This is a genomic window from Streptomyces sp. bgisy100 (genome assembly GCF_057709105.1).
This window is the reverse complement of record NZ_JBYITE010000055.1, coordinates 15,896-33,472: the sequence shown is the minus strand read 5'-3', so window position 1 is coordinate 33,472 and position 17,577 is coordinate 15,896. Positions and strand designations below refer to the sequence as shown.

The window sequence follows — 17,577 nt, the reverse complement described above, 5'->3', positions numbered from 1 at the left end:
GTGATCCGGAACCGGCTGCGGCACCACGAGCTCCTTTCGCTCGTGGGCGGGAGGCGGTCCTGGGCAACCGCCGGGCGCATCGGAACCGATGCCGGTCCCGACGGACGCCGGCGTCCCGGGGCTCCGTCTGCAGTGGTCGAGAGGTTCTCCGGGGACGGCGCGAGCAGGTACCGGCGGCGTGAGGTCCGCTCGGGCAGCGCTGCATCCGCCGTCCTCCGGACGGTGGTGAAACGTTTGGTCTGTGCTACGAGGCCGGTTCGCGCGTCCGGCGCGGGGCCAACCGGTGCCCGGGGCGCCCCTGGCGGGTGTTCCCCACGCCGGCCGGGTGCCGCCGGGCCTGACGAACTGCGGCCCGTGCGCCCCACCAGCAGATCAGGACCGTCAGGACCGCAAGTCCTCCTGCTGCGACGGCGAGAACGCCACCCGACAGTCCCACGCCGTCGCCGGCCGCTTCCCGGGGAGCAGCCAGCCAGCCGGCTGCGACCGCCCCCATGACGAACGCCGCCGACAACGGCGCGGCCAGGGCCCAGGCCGCCGACGCGTACGCAGCGGACCGCCTGCCGGCGAGCGCGCCGGGCTGCCCGCTCCTGCGACCGAAGTCGAGGAATGCGGAGAGACCGGCGAGGGCGAGGGCCAGGGCGAGGGTCAGCATGCCCGGCAGGCCGAGGAGGACGATCCACTTCCCGCGGGTGCCGGCGTCCCTCACGCCTCCGAGCCATTCGGCGCCCGGCGCGCCGACGCCCGCGGAGGCGACCGGCAGTTCGTCCCTCAGCGTCTGTTCGATCCTCGTCCGGGGCAGGGCGCCACCGTCGGAGGCGACGAGCACCAGCCTCACCGGGCGGACCGCCGAGCGGCCGGGAAGCGGCGCCCCCTGCCGCACCTCGAAGCGGTCCACCACGGGGCTCACCCAACGGAGCGCTTCCACCAGACGCGGGTCGGCCATGCGTGAGGAGACGAGCGTGGGCCGTTCCGGACAGCGGAGTTGGAGGGTCCGCAGGAGCGGACAGGCGCCCTGAATCCGGGCGGGCGTGCGGGATCCCGGATCGCCCGTCGGGTACACGGCGAGCGTCCCGACGCCTGCCGGGAGGCCGTGGAGCGCCGTGCTCACCCGCTCCCGGGGCAGGTGATCGGAGAGTTTCAGGAGCAGTACACGGTCACCGACGCGGCCGGCCGTGATCTGGGCGGCCCGTGCGTGCTCCCCCACCCGTGTGCCCTCGAGGTGCAGATGGCCGACGAGTGCGAGAGCGACGGCGACCCCGGCGGCCAGGCGCACCGTCACTCCCCGGTGTGCGGTGAGGTACCGGCCGGCGAGCAGGGCGCCCTCGTCACCGGTGCGGCTCGCCCGCCGGGCGAGCCGCCGGCCGAGCGCCGCGGCACCGACCGCGACCGCGCAGGGCAGGGTCGCCAGCACGGCCACGACCCCAGCGGTGTAGAGCGTCTCCCGGAGGGCGCCGGGGCCCGCGGGGTCCAGCTGCGCCGGTCCCCAGACGGTCGCGAAGAGCAGCAGAGGGCAGGCGAACGCCGCCCGCTCCGTCACCCGGTACCGGTGCAGGGCACGTCGCGTCGGTCCCGGTGTCCGCTGCCTTGCCGGACGGAGGAACGCGACGAGAAGCAGCGCCATCACCACCGCCCCGCCGCATCCGGCGAGAGCCGACGCCGGCCACCCGTTCCGCAGGTCCGCTGACGACAGCCAGTAGTCGACCCAGGGAAGCCGCACGTCGCCGACGGCCATCACGAACAGCGTGGGGAGGGTACCGACCACGGCGCCGGCCGCCACGGGCACCGCGGCCTCCGCGAGGGTGAACAGAGCCCGCTGGGCTCTGCCGACACCCAGCACGCCGAGCAGTGCCCTGCGCCGGTCCCGGCCCGGGGAGCCCAGCCGGACCGCGACGAGCGCCAGCACCGCGCCCGGCACGAGGAGCAGCAGGAGGACCGGGAGGAACGTCGCACGGTCGGGGATGAAGCGGATGTCACCGGTGGGCATACCGCGGTCGCCGAAGCCGACGACCGGATGCGAACGCCGGGTGTCCAGCTGTCGGTCCGTGGGATTGACATAGGCGAACCGCTCGCCGGGATGGGCCAGGCCCTCGTCACGGATCGTCCCCGCCGTCCGGCCGTACCGCTCCGGCGCCCCTTCGGACCGCAAGGCCCGGGCCAGCGCCGGGGACAGCACGGCTTCCCCGGGAGCGGGCCAGCGGTCGACACCCGGTGGCGGCTCCGGACGCGGGGACAGCGGACGCAGGTGGACCAGAGCGAACTGCCGTCCTTCGGCCTTCTCGAAGTCGAGCATCGCCGTTGCCGTCACCGGGCGCGAGGGAAAGTCGTCACGGAACCGCAGTGCGCGGTTCTGTGTCCGGTGCTCGATCCCGTCGTACACGGCGTACGTCGCCGCCACCGCCGACAGGCCGAGGCTCAGGACCGCGGTGGCCAGCAGCAGAGCGACGAACCGAACTCGGCCGGGGCCCGCGCCCTTGGCCGACGCCCGGCCCATCCGCAGCAGCCGCCACAGCGGCGAGGTCCGCTTCATGGGCCCGTCACCGCCCGGGCCCTCGTCCGGAGGGCCACGCCGTCCGGCAGGGCACGGCCGGCCCGTGCGTCATGCGGCCCTGTGCCGTTCAACGGGGTCCGGTCCTCCCCCGCTTCGTCCTTGTTGCGGCCCACTGGGTCCCTCTCCGCTTCCGCCGTCCCGCAGAGCCGGGCGGGAAGGCCGGTCGTCGAACCGCCCCTCCCGCCCTGCCTCACTCAGGTACTGCCTCACTCAGGCACTGCATCCGGGCGGCAGGCGCCGCCCGCCGCCCGGAGTGCCGTCAACCGGCGATTTCCCAGTCGCTGCAGGGGTCCCAACCCGTCTGCGAGTTGCACGTCCGCAGGTCGGTCACCTTGCCGCCGATGCCGCTGTACGTGGTGTTGCCCTTGATCCCCGACTTGTTCCACAGGGTGTAGAAGTTCTCGCTGTCCGTCGTGCGGTAGTAATTCGCATAGGCCTTCGTTCCCCTGGTGTGAATCTTCACCGCGACCTGGGTGTCGTTCTTCTGGCTCCAGGAACCGGCCTTGCCTTCGGGGGAATAGCTCTCGAAGGCAGCCGACGCCGGCGACGCCCCCAGAAGCGCCGCACCCGCAATGACGAGTCCCACAACCGTCTTCTTCATCATGGTGTGAATTCCTTCCGAGGAAGACCGGCGCGATGGGCGGGCCTTCCCGATTCCAAAACCGCCCCTGTCGGCGGATGTTCACCAGAATCATGGAAAGCCACCACAGCGTCGTTAGCATCGGGTGAACAGAACCGTTGACAATGAGCGCACACAAGAGCGGCTACGGCGCGTCGATATGACACAGCCCCCTCCGGATACCCGGGCCGCCATTCGCGACACCCGCCCGGCCGCGACCACGAGAACTGAAGTGCAGCATTCCGGAAGTGCGGGTGCCAGTACCGGCCTTGGATTCCCCGGTGCGCGAACTGCAGCAGAATGGGGCGCGGCTCGGTTGCCTGCACGCGAACGGGGAGAGAATTGTTGAACGAGACAGTGTTCCGGAGTGACACCGTGCCCGTGGCGGACCGGTTCGACTACTGGCAGGAACGCCTCGGGCAAACCCATGCGCCCATGCATCTCAGCAGCGAGCACGCCCATGACTACCGGGCTGTCCAGCGGATACTGGATCTGGGCACGGTGTCCGTGTGGCCGGCTGCCTACCATCCCCTCGTCTTCCGCCGCACGGCGAAACAGATCCGCCAGTCCGACCCGGAGGTCTTCCACCTCTCACTGTTGCTCAACGGATGCGGGGTGGCGGCCTGGAAAAAGCGGAATACCCAGTACCGACCCTACGACTTCCACTGCAACGACTCATCCGTGCCGTATGAGATCCACGCGCACGGGGAGGTGATCAGGACCATCGGACTCGAAATCCCCAAGGCGGTTCTGCCCTTGCCCCGCGGTGCCGCCGACCGCGTGGTCGGCAGCCGGCTGCCCGGCCGGACCGGAATGGGGGTCCTGCTGGCACAGTTCCTCACCCAGCTGGCGGACGACACCAGCAGCTACCTGCCGAGCGACGGCCCCCGCCTGGGAACTGTCGTGACAGACCTGGTCGCCATGCTCTTCGCGCACACGCTGGAGACAGCGGACGACCTGCCTCCCGAAACCCACCAGCGGATTCTCCTGCTGCGCGTCCAGGAATTCATCCGGCAGAACCTGCACGACTCTCAGCTCACCCCGGCCGCAATCGCCGCCGCGCACCACATTTCCGTCCGGTACCTTCACCGCCTCTTCCACAGCGAAGGCACCACAGTCGCTGCCCGAATACGCCACCTGCGCCTGGAAGCAGCCCTCCACGACCTCACCGACCCCGCGCTGCGCAGCACGCCGATCCACGCGATAGCCCGCCGCTGGGGCTATTCCCGGGCATCCGAATTCAGCCGCGCCTTCCGCGCCGCATACGGCCTTCCGCCCAAGGACTACCGGCAACAGCACCCGGGCTGAGCGCCCGGGTGGGTCGCGGCCGGGAGGACTACGGGTCGTGCGTCTCCGTGCGGACTCGCCCGAGACAGGGCCTAGTCCCCCACCACCGGCAGCAGTTCGGGGAGGTGTCCGTCGGAGGCGAGGGCCGACTCCTGGCGTTCGGCCGGGACCTCGCCGTAAGTGGTGGTCCGCTGCCGGGCGGGGCGTCCGGCGGCCTCGGCGATCGCCACCAGGTCCCGGATCGAGCGGTACGAGCCGTAACTCGATCCCGCCATCCGGGAGATGGTCTCCTCCATCAGCGTGCCGCCCAGGTCGTTGGCGCCCGACCGCAGCATCTCCGCCGCGCCCTCGGTGCCCAGCTTCACCCAGCTGGTCTGGATGTTGGGGATGTGCGGGTGCAGCAGCAGCCGGGCCATCGCGATGACCGCGCGGTTGTCCCGGTCGGTGGGGCCGGGCCGGGCGATACCGGCCAGGTAGACGGGCGCGTTGGTGTGGATGAACGGCAGCGTCACGAACTCGGTGAAGCCCTGGTGTCCCCCGGCGAGCGCCGCCTGCTGGATCTCGGCGAGCAGCCGGAAGTGGCCGAGCCAGTGCCGCGGCTGGTCCACATGGCCGTACATCATGGTGGAGGAGGAGCGGATGCCGAGCGCGTGCGCCGCCTTGATGACCTCGACCCAGGTGGCGGTGGGCAGTTTGCCCTTGGTCAGGATCCAGCGGACCTCGTCGTCCAGGATCTCGGCGGCGGTGCCGGGGATGCTGTCCAGGCCGGCTTCCTTGGCCGCCTCCAGCCACGCGGGGATGGACATGCCCGTGCGGGTGGCCCCGTTGACGACCTCCATCGGGGAGAAGGCGTGCACATGCATGCCGGGGACACGCTCCTTCACCGCCCGCGCGATGTCGAAGTACGCGGTGCCCGGCAGATCGGGGTGGATGCCGCCCTGCATGCAGACCTCGGTCGCGCCCACGTCCCACGCCTGCCCGGCCCGGTCGGCGACCTGGGACAGCGACAGGGTGTAGGCGTCGGCGTCGGTGCGGCGCTGGGCGAAGGCGCAGAACCGGCAGCCGGTGTAACAGACGTTGGTGAAGTTGATGTTGCGGGTGACGATGTAGGTGACGTCGTCGCCGACGGTCGAGCGGCGCAGGTCGTCGGCGATCCGGCAGAGGGCGTCCAGCGCGGGGCCGTCGGCGTGCAGCAGCGCCAGGGCCTCGGCGTCGGTGAGCTTCGTGGGGTCGTCGGCCGCGGTGGCGAGCGCGGCGCGGACGTCGCCGTCCAGCCGGGACGGCGCCATGCCGGGGGCCGCGGCCTCGCGCAGCACCTCCCAGTCGCCGTAGACCTCGTCGAAGTCCTCCCGCCGGTCGGCGGTGCGGCCGTCGGTGTCGATGGTGCGGTGCAGTTCGGTGCGGCCGGAGGCGGCGAAGCCCTCGTCGGGCTCCTGCCAGGGCAGCCCGACGGGCAGGGCGTCCTCCTTGGCCAGCCCGGTCTCCGGGTCGGCCAGCGCGCGGACGTGCGGCAGCAGCCGCGGGTCCAGCCAGGGCTCACCCTTCAGGACGTACTCGGGGTACACGGACAGGCGCTCCCGCAGCCGGAAGCCGGCGGCGGCGGAGCGCTCGGTGAGTTCATCGATCTGCGGCCAGGGGCGTTCGGGGTTGACGTGGTCCGGGGTGAGCGGCGAGACGCCGCCCCAGTCGTCGATCCCGGCGCCGATGAGCATCGCGTACTCCGCGTCGACCAGGTTCGGCGGTGCCTGGATGCAGCCGGAGGGGCCGAGGATGTGGCGGGCGACGGCGACGGTGGCGGCCAGTTCCTCCAGCTCGGCGTCCGGCATACCGCGCATGGCCGTGTCCGGCTTGGCGCGGAAGTTCTGCACGATGACTTCCTGGAGACCGTGGTAGGCGCGGGAGACGCGGCGCAGCGCGAACAGCGACTCGGCCCGCTCCTCGTGCGTCTCACCGATCCCGATCAGCAGTCCGCTGGTGAACGGGACGTTGGAGCGTCCCGCGTCCTCCAGGACCCGCAGCCGGACGGCCGGCTCCTTGTCCGGGGAGCCGTGGTGCGGGCCTCCGGGTTCGCTCCACAGCCGCTCGGCCGTGGTCTCCAGCATCATGCCCATCGAGGGCGCCACCGGCTTGAGCCGCTGGAAGTCCGTCCAGGACATGACGCCCGGGTTGAGGTGCGGCAGCAGCCCGGTCTCCTCCAGGACGCGGATCGCCATGGCCCGCACATAGGCGATCGTGTCGTCGTAGCCCTCGGCCTCCAGCCACTCGCGCGCCTCGGGCCAGCGGTCCTCGGGGCGGTCCCCGAGCGTGAAGAGGGCCTCCTTGCAGCCCATTTCGGCGCCGCGCCGGGCGATGTCCAGCACCTCGTCGGGAGACATGAACATCCCGTGGCCCGCCCGGCGGAGCTTGCCGGGCACGGTGGCGAACGTGCAGTAGTGGCAGCGGTCGCGACAGAGCCGGGTGAGCGGGATGAAGACACTGCGGGAGTAGGTGATCACTCCGGGGCGGCCGGCGGCCTCCAGTCCGGCGTCGCGCACCCGGGCGGCGGAGGCCATCAGGTCCTCCAGATCGGTCCCCCGGGCCCGGAGCAGGACGGCGGCCTCGGCCGTGTCCAGGGCCACGCCGTCGCGGGCCCGGCGCAACGCCCGGCGCATGGCGTTCGCGGTCGGTCCGGGCTGGTCGGTCCCCTGCGCGCTGGTCGTCATCCCCCGAGCATACGAGCGCTCACCAGCAGCGAAAGGCCCCGCGGGGGCCGGGGATGTGTGCGGCTGATCACGGCGCGGCGGCCCGGCCGCCGGGACGGGCCGGAGTGCGGGGCCGGCTCCGCGCGGGCCTGCCTCGGAGGTACCGGCCCGGCCGGCCTCAGAGGTACTGCGCGTAGGCGTCGAGGGTCCGCAGGACCTCCGCCTCGTCCGCGGGCGGCAGTTGCAGCACGACCTCCTCGATGCCCAGCTCGGCGTAGTGGGCGAGCTTCCCCGGGGAGGGGAGGACGGCGTACGGCACCACCTCCGGGCCGTCCCCGGGCCGCCCCGCCTCCTGCCAGACCCGGCGCAGCTCCGGCAGCGCCTCGGCCAGTCCCCGGCCGCCGACCGGCAGCCAGCCGTCCGCGTACTCCGCGATGTGTGCGAGCAGCGTGGGCCCGGCACGGCCGCCGAGCAGCGTGCGGGGTCCGGTGAGCGGCGGTGCGCCCGCCCGCTCCCGGGGCGCGTGCACCGGCTTGGGGTGCGCCTGGCTGGCGCTCACCGACCCGAACTCCCCGTCGTACGCCGTCGGCTCCGCCGCCCACAGGGCCCGCATCAGCGCCATCCGGTCCCGGACGATCGCGCGCCGGCTCCGCCAGTCCACCCCGTGGTCGGCGGCCTCCTCCGCGTTCCACCCGAAGCCGACGCCGAGGGTGAACCGGCCGCCGGAGAGGAAGTCCAGGGTGGCGGCCTGTTTGGCGAGGCCGATCGGGTCGTGCTGGGCGACGAGGGTGATGCCGGTGCCCAGACCGAGCCGCTCGGTGACGGCCGCGGCCTGGCCGAGGGCGACGAACGGGTCGAGGGTGCGGCCGTACTCGGGCGGCAGCGGGCCGCCGGCGGGGTACGGGCTCTCCCGGCTGACCGGGATGTGCGTGTGCTCCGGCAGGTAGAGCCCGTGGAAGCCGCGCTGCTCCAGCTCCTGGGCGAGCCGCACGGGCGTGATCGTCTCATCGGTCAGAAAGATCGTGGTCGCGATGCGCACGAGCACCTCCGGTGACGGCAACGGGCCGGGCCCTTGATCCTGCCCGTTTCCCGAGGCCGGCGCACCCGGCTCCCGGCACACGTCACCGGCCGTTCACAGACGGACCGGCGCGGGCCGCGCGGGCACCACGTCGCGGGACCGGCGGTGCCGGTGCGGGCCCCGTGGGTGCCGGTGCGGGACCGCGGACACCGGCGGCATCGGCGGCAGGAGCAGCAGCCAGGAGCGGGGAGGACGGGCCGGCTCGGCGGCGCACGGGCGCGGCACGGCACGGCACGGCACGGCACGGCACGGCACGGCACGGCACCGGAAGCCTCCGTCACCGGCGCGAAAGCGGCGTCACCTCTTCCCTTGTCGCCGCGTTCACGGCTCAATACGAGGGCACGGCGCACCACGGAACGGCCCTCGTCCGTCCTTCTCGACCCTGGGGAGTCAGCGCGATGTGCGAAGACCACGAGTCCGACCGCTGGAACCGCCGCGGACTGCTGCGCGCGTCCGCGGTGACGGGCGCGGCGACCGCGCTTACGGTGAGCGGCGTGAGTGTCGCCGGCGGCGCCGAGCCGCGCGAGCCCGTCCGGGACGGGAGCGGCCGGGAGCGGACCCGGACGCTCACCGGCCACCTGCCGCCCGGGGCGCCGGACTTCGTGTATCTCCCGGTCGAAGTGGACCGCGGGGTCCGCGAGATCGCCGTCTCCTACCGCTACGACAAGCCGGCCGTCCCGCCCGGCACCCAGACGAACGCCTGCGACATCGGGATCTTCGACGAGCGCGGCACCGAGCTGGGCGGCCGGGGCTTCCGCGGCTGGTCGGGCGGGGCCCGCACGGAGTTCACGATCGGCGCGGAACGGGCGACGCCCGGCTATCTGGCGGGCCCGGTACGGCCGGGCACCTGGCAGGTGGTCCTCGGCCCGTACACCGTCGCGCCGCAGGGCATGGACTACACCGTCACCGTCACCCAGCGGTACGGCGCACCGGGGACGACGCCGGAGCCGGTGTACCCGCCGCAGCGGGCCAGGGGCCGGGGCCGGGCCTGGTACCGCGGCGACTGCCATCTGCACACCGTCCACTCCGACGGGCTGCGCACCCCGGCCGAGACCGCCGCCGCGGCCCGCGCGGCGGGGCTGGACTTCATCACCACGACGGAGCACAACACCGTCTCGGGGCACGGTGCGTGGGAAAGCCTGTGGGGCGACGACCTGCTGGTGCTGCCCGGTGAGGAGGTCACCACCCGCAACGGCCATGTGATCGCACTCGGCATCGACGGGGGCACCTTCATCGACTGGCGGTACCGCGCCCGCGACAGCGTGTTCGGTCGGTTCGCGCGGCGGATCCGGCAGGCCGGCGGCCTGGTCGTCCCGGCGCATCCGCACGGCACCTGTGTCGGCTGCAACTGGAAGTTCGGTTTCGACGAGGCGGACGCGGTGGAGGTGTGGAACGGCGCGTTCACCCCGGACGACGAGGCGGCCGTCGCCGGGTGGGACAACACCCTGGTGGCGGCCGTCCGGTCCGGCCGCTCCGGGGCGGGGGCCGGGCGCCACGGCTGGCTGCCCGCGATGGGCAACAGCGACGCCCACCGCGAGCCGCAGCCGGTGGGCCATCCGCAGACCGTGGTCCTCGCCGACGACCTGTCGCGGGCGGCGGTCCTGGAGGGCATCCGGGCCGGCCGGAGCTGGATCGCCGAGTCCTCGGCGGTGGAGCTGACGTTCGGCGCCACCGGCGGGCGCGGGAAGCACGCGGGCATCGGCGGGCGGCTGGAGGTGGACCGGGACACGCCGGTGACGGTGCGGCTGGAGGTGTCCGGCGCCCCCGGCTGCTCGGTCCGCCTGGTGACCGACCAGGGCCAGTTGCACGCCGAGCAGCTCCCCGCCTCCGGCTCCGGGACGGTCGAGTGGCGGACGACGCCGCAGTACGCGGCCTATGTCCGGGCGGAGGTGCGGCACGCACCGGCCGACGGCGGGTCCTCCGGGCTGCCGGGCACGATGGCGGCGATGACCAACCCGGTGTTCCTGGGGCGGGACTGACCAGGCGGGGACGGGCGGGGCAGGGCTGACGGGGCAGCGACCGGCGAGGCGGGACCGAGGCCGGGACCGACCGAACGGGCCCGACCGAACGGGCCCGCCGCGGCACGGAACCCCGCCGACACGGAACCCCGCCGGTCCGGCACCCCACCGACGGTCCCGCAGCACGCCCCACTAGCCCGTCCCCCGGCACCGCGCCAACCGGGGAGGCCCGGTCGGGCGATCCGGCACGGCAGCGGAGCGTACTGCGCGCGCACCCGGTGCCGTGGGACGGCGCCCGGGTACCGCTGAGGATCGTCGGGCCTCATCTCGGCCCGCGTCCAGCACTGCTGCCCCAGTGCGCGGCCACGCCCCGAGTGGCTGCCTCCGGCCGGGTCCGACGGCTCATGGGGCACGCCCGAACAGCAAGGACTGCATCGATGACACGGAATGCTGCACGCCTCCGCCGCGGAGCGCGCGTCCTCGTCCCCCTTCTGGGTGCTGTCACCCTGACAGCCGCCATCACCACCTCGGCCGCCGCGAACCCGGCGGCCGTCGTCCGGGTGGGCGCCCAGGTCCGTCTCGCGGCCCTGCCCGGAGAGACCAACGCGGTGACCTTCTCCGCCACCACGGGGAACCTGATCGTCACCGACTCCACCAGCCTCACCGCCGGCCCCGGCTGCACCACGGTCACGGCCAACTCGGCGGACTGCGGCCCGGCCGGCACGCTGACCTCGATCCGCGCCGCCCTGGGTGACGGCAACGACTCGGCCGTCACCACGGACGAGGTGCTCGCCTCGGTCCTGCTCGACGGCGGCCGCGGGCAGGACTCGATCGACGGCGGCGGCGGCAGCGACCGGCTCTACGACAGCGACGGCTGGCCGAGCGCGCCCACCCAGCCCTCGTTCAGCGGCGGCCCGGGCAACGACGTGATCGTCGCCCTCAACGGCGGCTACGACAACGTGGACTGCGGCCCGGGTGTGGACACCGTGCTGGCCGACGCGGCGAGCAAGGACGTCCTGACGGACTGCGAGGTCGTCCAGCGCCTCTGACCAGGTGCTCGGCATTTCCGTACGGCCGGGTGCATGACCACCCGGCGCTTCCCCCTCGGACTCGTCGCGGGCCCGAGGGGGAAGCCACGTCCGGGCCCGCGTCGGGACCCACGTCCGGACCTGCTTCCGAGCCCACCTCCGGTGGAGATGCCGATGACGGCACTGGCCGTCAGCCCGGCGGAGCCGCCGCCCAGGCCCTTGGTGCGGACGTCCGCGGAGTCCGCCCGGTCCGCCCCGCTCAGTCCGCGGTGCTCACCGTCCGGGTGTCCCGGCCGGAGCGCAGCACCGTCCCCGGCACGGCGCCGGTGACCTCGCCGCCCCGGACCGTCTCCACCCCGCCGACCCGGACGCTCACCACGCCGACCGCGCGGGAGTCCAGCCGCGGGCTGTTCCCGGGCAGGTCGTGCACCAGCCGGGCCGGGCCGGCGTCGATCCGCTCCGGATCGAGCAGGACGAGATCCGCGTGGGCACCCTCGGTGATCCGGCCCCGGTCCCGCAGACCGAACAGCCGCGCGGGCTCGTCGGTGAGCATCTGCACCGCCCGCTCCAACCCGACCAGCCGCCGCCCGCGCAGACAGTCGCCGAGGAACCGGGTGGTGTACGGCGCGCCGCACATCCGGTCCAGATGGGCGCCCGCGTCCGAGCCGCCGAGCAGGACGTCCTCGTGCTTCCAGGCCTGCCGCCGCAGCTCCCAGCTGGCCGGGTCGTTGTCGGTCGGCATCGGCCACAGCACGGTGCGCAGCTCGTCGGCGGCACAGACCTCGACCATGGCCTGGAGCGGGTCCTGGCCCCGTTCGGCCGCGATGTCGCCGACGACCCGGCCGGTGAGCCCGTCGTTGGCGGCGGAGTAGGTGTCCCCGATGACGTACCGGGCGAAGTCGGTGAGCCGCCGGAAGACACCGGCCTCCTCGCTCTCCGCGGAGCGCCGCAGCCGGGCGCGGACCTCCGCGTCGCGCAGGGCGGCGATCCGCTCCGGCACGGGGAGGCCGAGCACCTCGCCCCAGCTGCCGGGCAGGAGGTTGAGGGCGCAGAAGGTGCCGAGCGACATGTTCATCGGGGTGAGGATCGGCATGGTCAGCGCCACGATCCGGCCGCCCGCCGCCCGCGCCCGCTCGGAGGCCAGCAACTGGCGGGGGACGCGGTCCGGCACGGCCGAGTCGATGGTGAGCACGTTCCAGTTCAGCGGGCGTCCGGCCGCGGCCGTCATCGCCACGAAGAGGTCGATCTCCTCGTCGCTGAACCGGTCGAGGCAGCCTCCGACGATGGCCTCCAGCTGGGTGCCCTCGTGTTCGGCCACGGCGTGGGAGAGGGCCAGCAGCTCGTCGGGCCGGGCGTGCCGCGAGGCCACCGGTTCGCCGTCGCCGTCGGAGTGGGTGGCGGACTGGGTGGTGGACAGCCCCCAGGCCCCGGCGTCCATGGCGTCGTGGAACAGCCGCAGCATCCGGTCCAGCTGTTCCGGTGTGGGCTGTCCGCCGATGGCGTCCGGGCCCATCACATGCCGGCGCAGCGCGCAGTGCCCCACCATGAAGCCGGCGTTGACGGCGATCCGCCCCTCCAGGGCGTCCAGGTAGTCGCCGAAGGACGACCAGTTCCAGGGCGCCCCCTCCTCCAGGGCGACCAGGGACATCCCCTCGACCTTGCTCATCATCCGGCGGGTGTAGTCGGCGTCCCCGGGCCGCTCCGGGTTGAGCGGTGCGAGCGTGAAACCGCAGTTGCCGCCGACGACGGTGGTCACGCCGTGGTGCATGGACGGGGTGGCGTACGGGTCCCAGAACAGCTGCGCGTCGTAGTGGGTGTGCGGGTCGACGAAGCCGGGGGTGAGCACCAGCCCGGTCGCGTCCTCGGTACTGCGCGCCTCCTCCGTGACGGTCCCGGGTGCGGCGACGACCGCGATCCGGCCCTGCCGGAGGCCGACATCGGCGACGTACCCGGGTGTGCCCGTGCCGTCCACGACGGTCGCGCCCCGGATGAGGTGGTCGAGCATGGCGGGATTCCCTTCTCGGCTGGTCGTCGTTCCGGTCCTGGGACGTGCCGTCGAGGCCGTCGGGGCCGTCGGCACGCATGCCCGGCCGCCTGCCGGTACCGGCCCCGGCCGGGGGCCCCGCGCGGCGGGCCGCCGCCGCGGAAGCCGTCCGGTCGGGGCCGCCACCGGGACGGCGGACCGGGATTCCGCCGTCCCGTCCGGGACGTCCCCTGCCGGACAGGGGGCGTCCCGGGTTCCGGGGAGGGAGCACGCCAGGTGGCGGCCCGGCCACCGCGCCCCCGGCTCGGCCCGGGGCGCCGGCTCGGCTCGAAGCCCCGGCTCGGCACACCGGACCGCTCCGGGAACACCGGACCGGCTCACCGCCCGGCCGCTCCCGGGCAGTGGGCACGGGCTCCGGCGCACCGGCTCCGGCGCGCTCAGCCGCTCGCGGCGGCCCGGCGGAAGCGCGTGGTGCGGTGCACCGGGTCGGTGTCGATCTTCGGGATCACATGCTCACCGATCAGCTTGATCGTGTTCATCGTGTCCTCGTACGGGATCCCGATCGGCAGGCCGAAGGAGAGCTGGTCGGCCCCCGCCTGCTCCCACCGCTTGCACTGCCGGAGCACCTCGTCCGGGTCGCCGCAGATCATCAGCTCCTCGCCGATGAGCAGTTCGACGATCTCCTCGGTGTACTCGGGCAGCAGCTCCGGCCACTCGGGGATGCCCTCGGGCCGGGGGAAGGTGTCGTGGTAGCGGAAGAGCAGCGACTGGAGGTAGTTCAGCCCGCCGTCGACCGCGATCCGGCGGGCCTTCTCGGAGGTCTCCGCGCAGATCGCGGTGGAGGTCACCATCACGTTGTCGTTGACGAAGCCGCCGACCGGCTCGGCCTGTTCGATCGCGGTCTTGTAGGAGTCGACGACCCACTCCATGTCGGCGACCTTCTGCACGCTGAAGCCGAGGACTCCCAGGCCCTTGCGGGCGGCCATGGCGTACGAGGAGGGGGAGCCGGCGGCGTACCACATGGCGGGGTGCGACGCCCCGTACGGCTTGGGCAGGACCTTCCGCGGCGGCAGCGACCAGTGCTTGCCCCGGAAGCCCGGGTACTCGTCCTGGAGCCACATCCGGGGGAACTCGGCGATGGTCTCTTCCCAGATCTCCTTGGTGTGGTTCATGTCGGTCACACCCGGCAGGAATCCCAGGATCTCGTGGCTGCCCGCGCCGCGCCCCGATCCGAACTCGAACCGTCCGCCCGAGAGGTGGTCGAGCATCGCGACCTTCTCGGCGACCTTGACCGGGTGGTTGACCTGCGGCAGCGGGTTGAAGATCCCGGAGCCGAGGTGGATGCGCTCGGTCGCGTGGGCCAGGTAGCCGAGGAAGACGTCGTTGGCCGAGAGATGCGAGTACTCCTCCAGGAAGTGGTGCTCCGAGGCCCAGGCGTACTTGAAGCCCGAGCGGTCGGCCTGGATGACGTACTCGGTCTCCTCGATCAGCGCGTGGTGCTCGGCCTCGGGGTCGGTCCGCGTCCGCGCCGCGGGCACATACCCCTGCACAAAGAGTCCGAATTCCAAGGAGGTTCACCGCCCCTCTGTTTCTGACGCTCCGTCAGATCATGGCTCGACTCTCGCACCGCGGCCCCGGACCGTCAAGAGACGCCGATGCGTCACGTCGGCCGGGGCCGGGGCGGGGCGAGGCGGCGCCGGCAGGACTCCGCAGGGCGTACGGGGCGGGCCCTGCGGGGCGCCGCCGGGCCGGGCGGAGCCGGTCAGCGGCGCGCGGTGGAGCGCTGGGGCGGCGCGATGCGCACCCGCTGCTCGACGGGCGCGCTCTCCAGGTCGTCGAGCTGCGCGACGATCGTGCTGCGCAGGTCGTCGTAGTCCTCGAAGCAGTGGTCCTGGAACAGGGTGTGCCCGGTCCACATCAGGTTGGCGCAGACCCGGGCCGGCACCCGGCCGGTCCGGGCCCCCATGCCGACCAGGGCCACCGACGTGATGCTGCCCGGCGTCTCCCGGTTCTGCCGGTGGATCGCCTGGAACGCGGCGGCGCACGCCAGGGCCACGTTCAGGGTCTCGCTCACGTTCTGCGAGGACGACTCCATCGTCGGCGTCGAGATGAGGAACTTCGGGGCGACCGCCCCGGACGGAACGCACACCGCGCTGCCCACCGGGAGGCTCCCCGCGAACCGGTCGCGGATCGCCCGCTGCACGCGCAGCTGTATGCCCGCCCCGAGATGCCGCTTGACGGCCGCGTCGACCCCGCCGTCCATCCGGCCCCGGGAGTTGGTCGGGCTGACCCAGGCGTCGACGTCCTCGTCGAGGATCGAGCCCTTGCGGATCTCGATTCCGGGGGTGTCGGCGAATGCCGCCCGCCACGCCTTCACCACATCGGCGTTGAGGTCGGTCAGGACCACCTTGAGCGGCGACTGCGGGTGGTTCACGGTCATCGTGCACTCCGATCGGGATACGGCTCTTCCGTCACTCAGGAAGCTACCGCGCCCCACTGACAACGCCCCTGTGCACAGCGGCCCGTGATGCGCCGTCACCCTTGTGGCCGGAGTGACCCGTGTTAGCCTTCCGCCAGTTTTCCGCGGAGCCCCCCCCCTGAAATGGGGCGCAGCGCAGGAATGTCAGCCCCCTCCGGTACACATGCCATTCCGGAGCCCTTTCCGTCACCTTCAGGGTTTCGCCCGGAATCGACCATCTCGCCAACCGCGCCTCCCAGCAGGCGTGGTTCGACCCTGCGGAGCTTCTTCACCATGAGCGATGCCACCACCCCGGCCGAGCCCGACCCGAATGACCCGCTGACCCTCGCCGAACTCTTCGCCGGCGGCGGTGAACCGTGGCTTCCGCTGCTGAAGCCGGTCATCGAGGCACAGCCGGGCGCGGCCGGATTCATCGGTTCCGGCCGGGCCCCGGAGGTCGTTCCGGCCCGGGAACTGACCTTTCAGGCGCTCAAGCCCCATCCGCCGCACAAGTGGAAGGTCGTCGTCTTCGGCCAGAATCCTTACCCGCGGCCGGAGAGCGCGACCGGCATCGCCATGTTCGACAACACCTTTCACGACTGGACTGACAGCCAGTTCGGCAGGGTCGTCAGCATTCGCTGCATCATCAAAGCGGCGGCGATGTGGAAGTACGGCATTCCCAAGAAGACCCCGATCGCCGATATTCGTTCGCTGCTGAAGAAGCAGGAGACCGTCCAGCCGCCGGAATGGTTCCAGGCCATGCTGACGCAGGGCGTTCTGCTGTTGAACGCGGCACTTACCGCGAGTACCGCCGAGGCGCGGGGAAGCGACCGGCACACCGCATTCTGGCGTCCGGTCGCCGAGCGGATCGTCGAGGAAATCCTCAAGGCGAAGCAGAATGCCGACGAGGAGGACCGCGGTGTCGTCTTCGCGTGGTGGGGAGCGCATGCCCGCAATCTGAAAAAGGTCGTCCTTCAGCTCCAGGAGAAGTACCCCGACGTCGATGTCCGGCACATCGACCACCCGAATCCCGCGGCGCAGGGCGACATATTCTGCGACGGCGACCACTTCGCCACGGTGAACGACGCCCTCGCGTCACTGGGCACCGATCCGGTCGACTGGCTGCCGAGCAAGGGGTGGAACGAGAGCGGGGCCGAGGACGGCGGTGCGGACGCCGGGACCGCCGAGCGCATGGGCGCGTTCATCACGTCCACCATGGAGCTGCACCAGCTCTATCTGGAACGGCTCGCGAGCGTCAAGGACGAGGGCCTCGCCCTCCCCGCGATCACCGGCGTGTTCGACACCCCGCTGATGGATTTCCGGAATGCCGTCGCCCCGGTCGTCGCCCTGATGCCGAACCTCGACCGGCATGTCGGGGAGTCGTACGAATTCGGCAAGCGGAGGGCGGACGAAGCGGCCGGGAGCCTGTCCGCAGACGCGATTGCCGCGCTCTATCTCTACACCTGTCCGTCCGCCTTCTACCGGAAGATCAACGCCGTACTGCGCGACCCGGACCGGGACCACGTCCTTCCCTATCTCCCGTATCTGCGGCTGCTGTTCTCCGCGGTGAGGGAGCTTCCGGTCCGCACGGATCCGTTGTGGCGCGGGGTCTCGCTGGACCTCCGGTCGCAGTACCCGGTCGGGCGGACGGTGACCTGGTGGGGCGTCTCCTCCTGCACGCCCGAGCTCGGCGTGGCACGGTCGTTCCTCGGCCGCAGCGGCAAGCGGACGCTCTTCGAGGTGACCCCCGCCCGGGCGGTGGGCATCCGCAATTTCTCCGCGTTCACCCACGAAGAGGAATTCATCCTCTCGCCGGGCACCCGGCTCAAGGTCACACAGGTCAAGTCCGAGCGCGGCGGCCTGTGCACGGTGCGGCTGACGGAGCTGGCGGAGCAGCACCTGGTGTCCTGAGCCGTCGGGCGCCCCGAGCAGACGA

At 72.6% G+C, this 17,577-nt stretch carries 11 protein-coding genes; 4 read left to right on the top strand and 7 right to left on the bottom strand.

All coding sequences use genetic code 11. The features are described from left to right. Positions 1 to 244 precede the first annotated feature (244 nt). Positions 245 to 2,527 (bottom strand): hypothetical protein, encoded by a 2,283-nt coding sequence (locus tag AC3EQ1_RS27160; RefSeq protein ID WP_432096971.1) that lies wholly within the window; start codon positions 2,525 to 2,527, stop codon positions 245 to 247. 280 nt (positions 2,528 to 2,807) lie between these two features. Then, a complete protein-coding gene (locus AC3EQ1_RS27155) occupies positions 2,808 to 3,152 on the bottom strand; it encodes a hypothetical protein (protein ID WP_432096970.1) in 345 nt (114 codons plus the stop codon). Positions 3,153 to 3,509: 357 nt separating this feature from the next. On the opposite strand from AC3EQ1_RS27155, the gene AC3EQ1_RS27150 reads away from it, so the two are divergent. Continuing rightward, positions 3,510 to 4,475 (top strand): helix-turn-helix domain-containing protein, encoded by a 966-nt coding sequence (locus AC3EQ1_RS27150; RefSeq protein ID WP_432096969.1) that lies wholly within the window; start codon positions 3,510 to 3,512, stop codon positions 4,473 to 4,475. Positions 4,476 to 4,546: 71 nt separating this feature from the next. Here the strand turns inward: AC3EQ1_RS27150 and AC3EQ1_RS27145 are convergent, their stop codons facing one another. Together AC3EQ1_RS27145 and AC3EQ1_RS27140 are read right to left on the bottom strand one after the other, a co-directional pair. Further along, positions 4,547 to 7,156, bottom strand: coding sequence for a bifunctional FO biosynthesis protein CofGH (locus AC3EQ1_RS27145; protein ID WP_432096968.1), 2,610 nt, complete (start codon positions 7,154 to 7,156; stop codon positions 4,547 to 4,549). Between the two features lie 157 nt (positions 7,157 to 7,313). Beyond that, positions 7,314 to 8,174 carry an LLM class F420-dependent oxidoreductase gene (locus AC3EQ1_RS27140; RefSeq protein WP_432096967.1) on the bottom strand — a complete coding sequence of 287 codons (861 nt, stop codon included), beginning with the start codon at positions 8,172 to 8,174 and terminating at the stop codon, positions 7,314 to 7,316. 437 nt (positions 8,175 to 8,611) lie between these two features. Between AC3EQ1_RS27140 and AC3EQ1_RS27135 the strand changes: the two genes are divergently transcribed. Further along, entirely contained in the window at positions 8,612 to 10,192 is a 1,581-nt protein-coding gene (locus tag AC3EQ1_RS27135; protein WP_432096966.1) for a CehA/McbA family metallohydrolase, read from the top strand. Positions 10,193 to 10,608: 416 nt separating this feature from the next. Continuing rightward, positions 10,609 to 11,220 carry a hypothetical protein gene (locus AC3EQ1_RS27130; RefSeq protein ID WP_432096965.1) on the top strand — a complete coding sequence of 204 codons (612 nt, stop codon included), beginning with the start codon at positions 10,609 to 10,611 and terminating at the stop codon, positions 11,218 to 11,220. A 238-nt stretch (positions 11,221 to 11,458) separates the two neighbouring features. Here the strand turns inward: AC3EQ1_RS27130 and AC3EQ1_RS27125 are convergent, their stop codons facing one another. From AC3EQ1_RS27125 to AC3EQ1_RS27115, 3 genes are all read right to left on the bottom strand, one after another. After that, a complete protein-coding gene (locus tag AC3EQ1_RS27125; protein WP_432096964.1) occupies positions 11,459 to 13,204 on the bottom strand; it encodes an N-acyl-D-amino-acid deacylase family protein in 1,746 nt (581 codons plus the stop codon). 416 nt (positions 13,205 to 13,620) lie between these two features. Next, positions 13,621 to 14,751: an LLM class flavin-dependent oxidoreductase gene (locus AC3EQ1_RS27120; protein WP_432096963.1), complete on the bottom strand. Its 1,131-nt coding sequence runs from the start codon at positions 14,749 to 14,751 to the stop codon at positions 13,621 to 13,623. Between the two features lie 194 nt (positions 14,752 to 14,945). Then, positions 14,946 to 15,623: a macro domain-containing protein gene (locus AC3EQ1_RS27115; RefSeq protein WP_432096962.1), complete on the bottom strand. Its 678-nt coding sequence runs from the start codon at positions 15,621 to 15,623 to the stop codon at positions 14,946 to 14,948. A 312-nt stretch (positions 15,624 to 15,935) separates the two neighbouring features. Between AC3EQ1_RS27115 and AC3EQ1_RS27110 the strand changes: the two genes are divergently transcribed. Next, positions 15,936 to 17,552 (top strand): ADP-ribosyltransferase domain-containing protein, encoded by a 1,617-nt coding sequence (locus AC3EQ1_RS27110; protein ID WP_432096961.1) that lies wholly within the window; start codon positions 15,936 to 15,938, stop codon positions 17,550 to 17,552. The last annotated feature ends 25 nt before the right edge of the window (positions 17,553 to 17,577 follow it).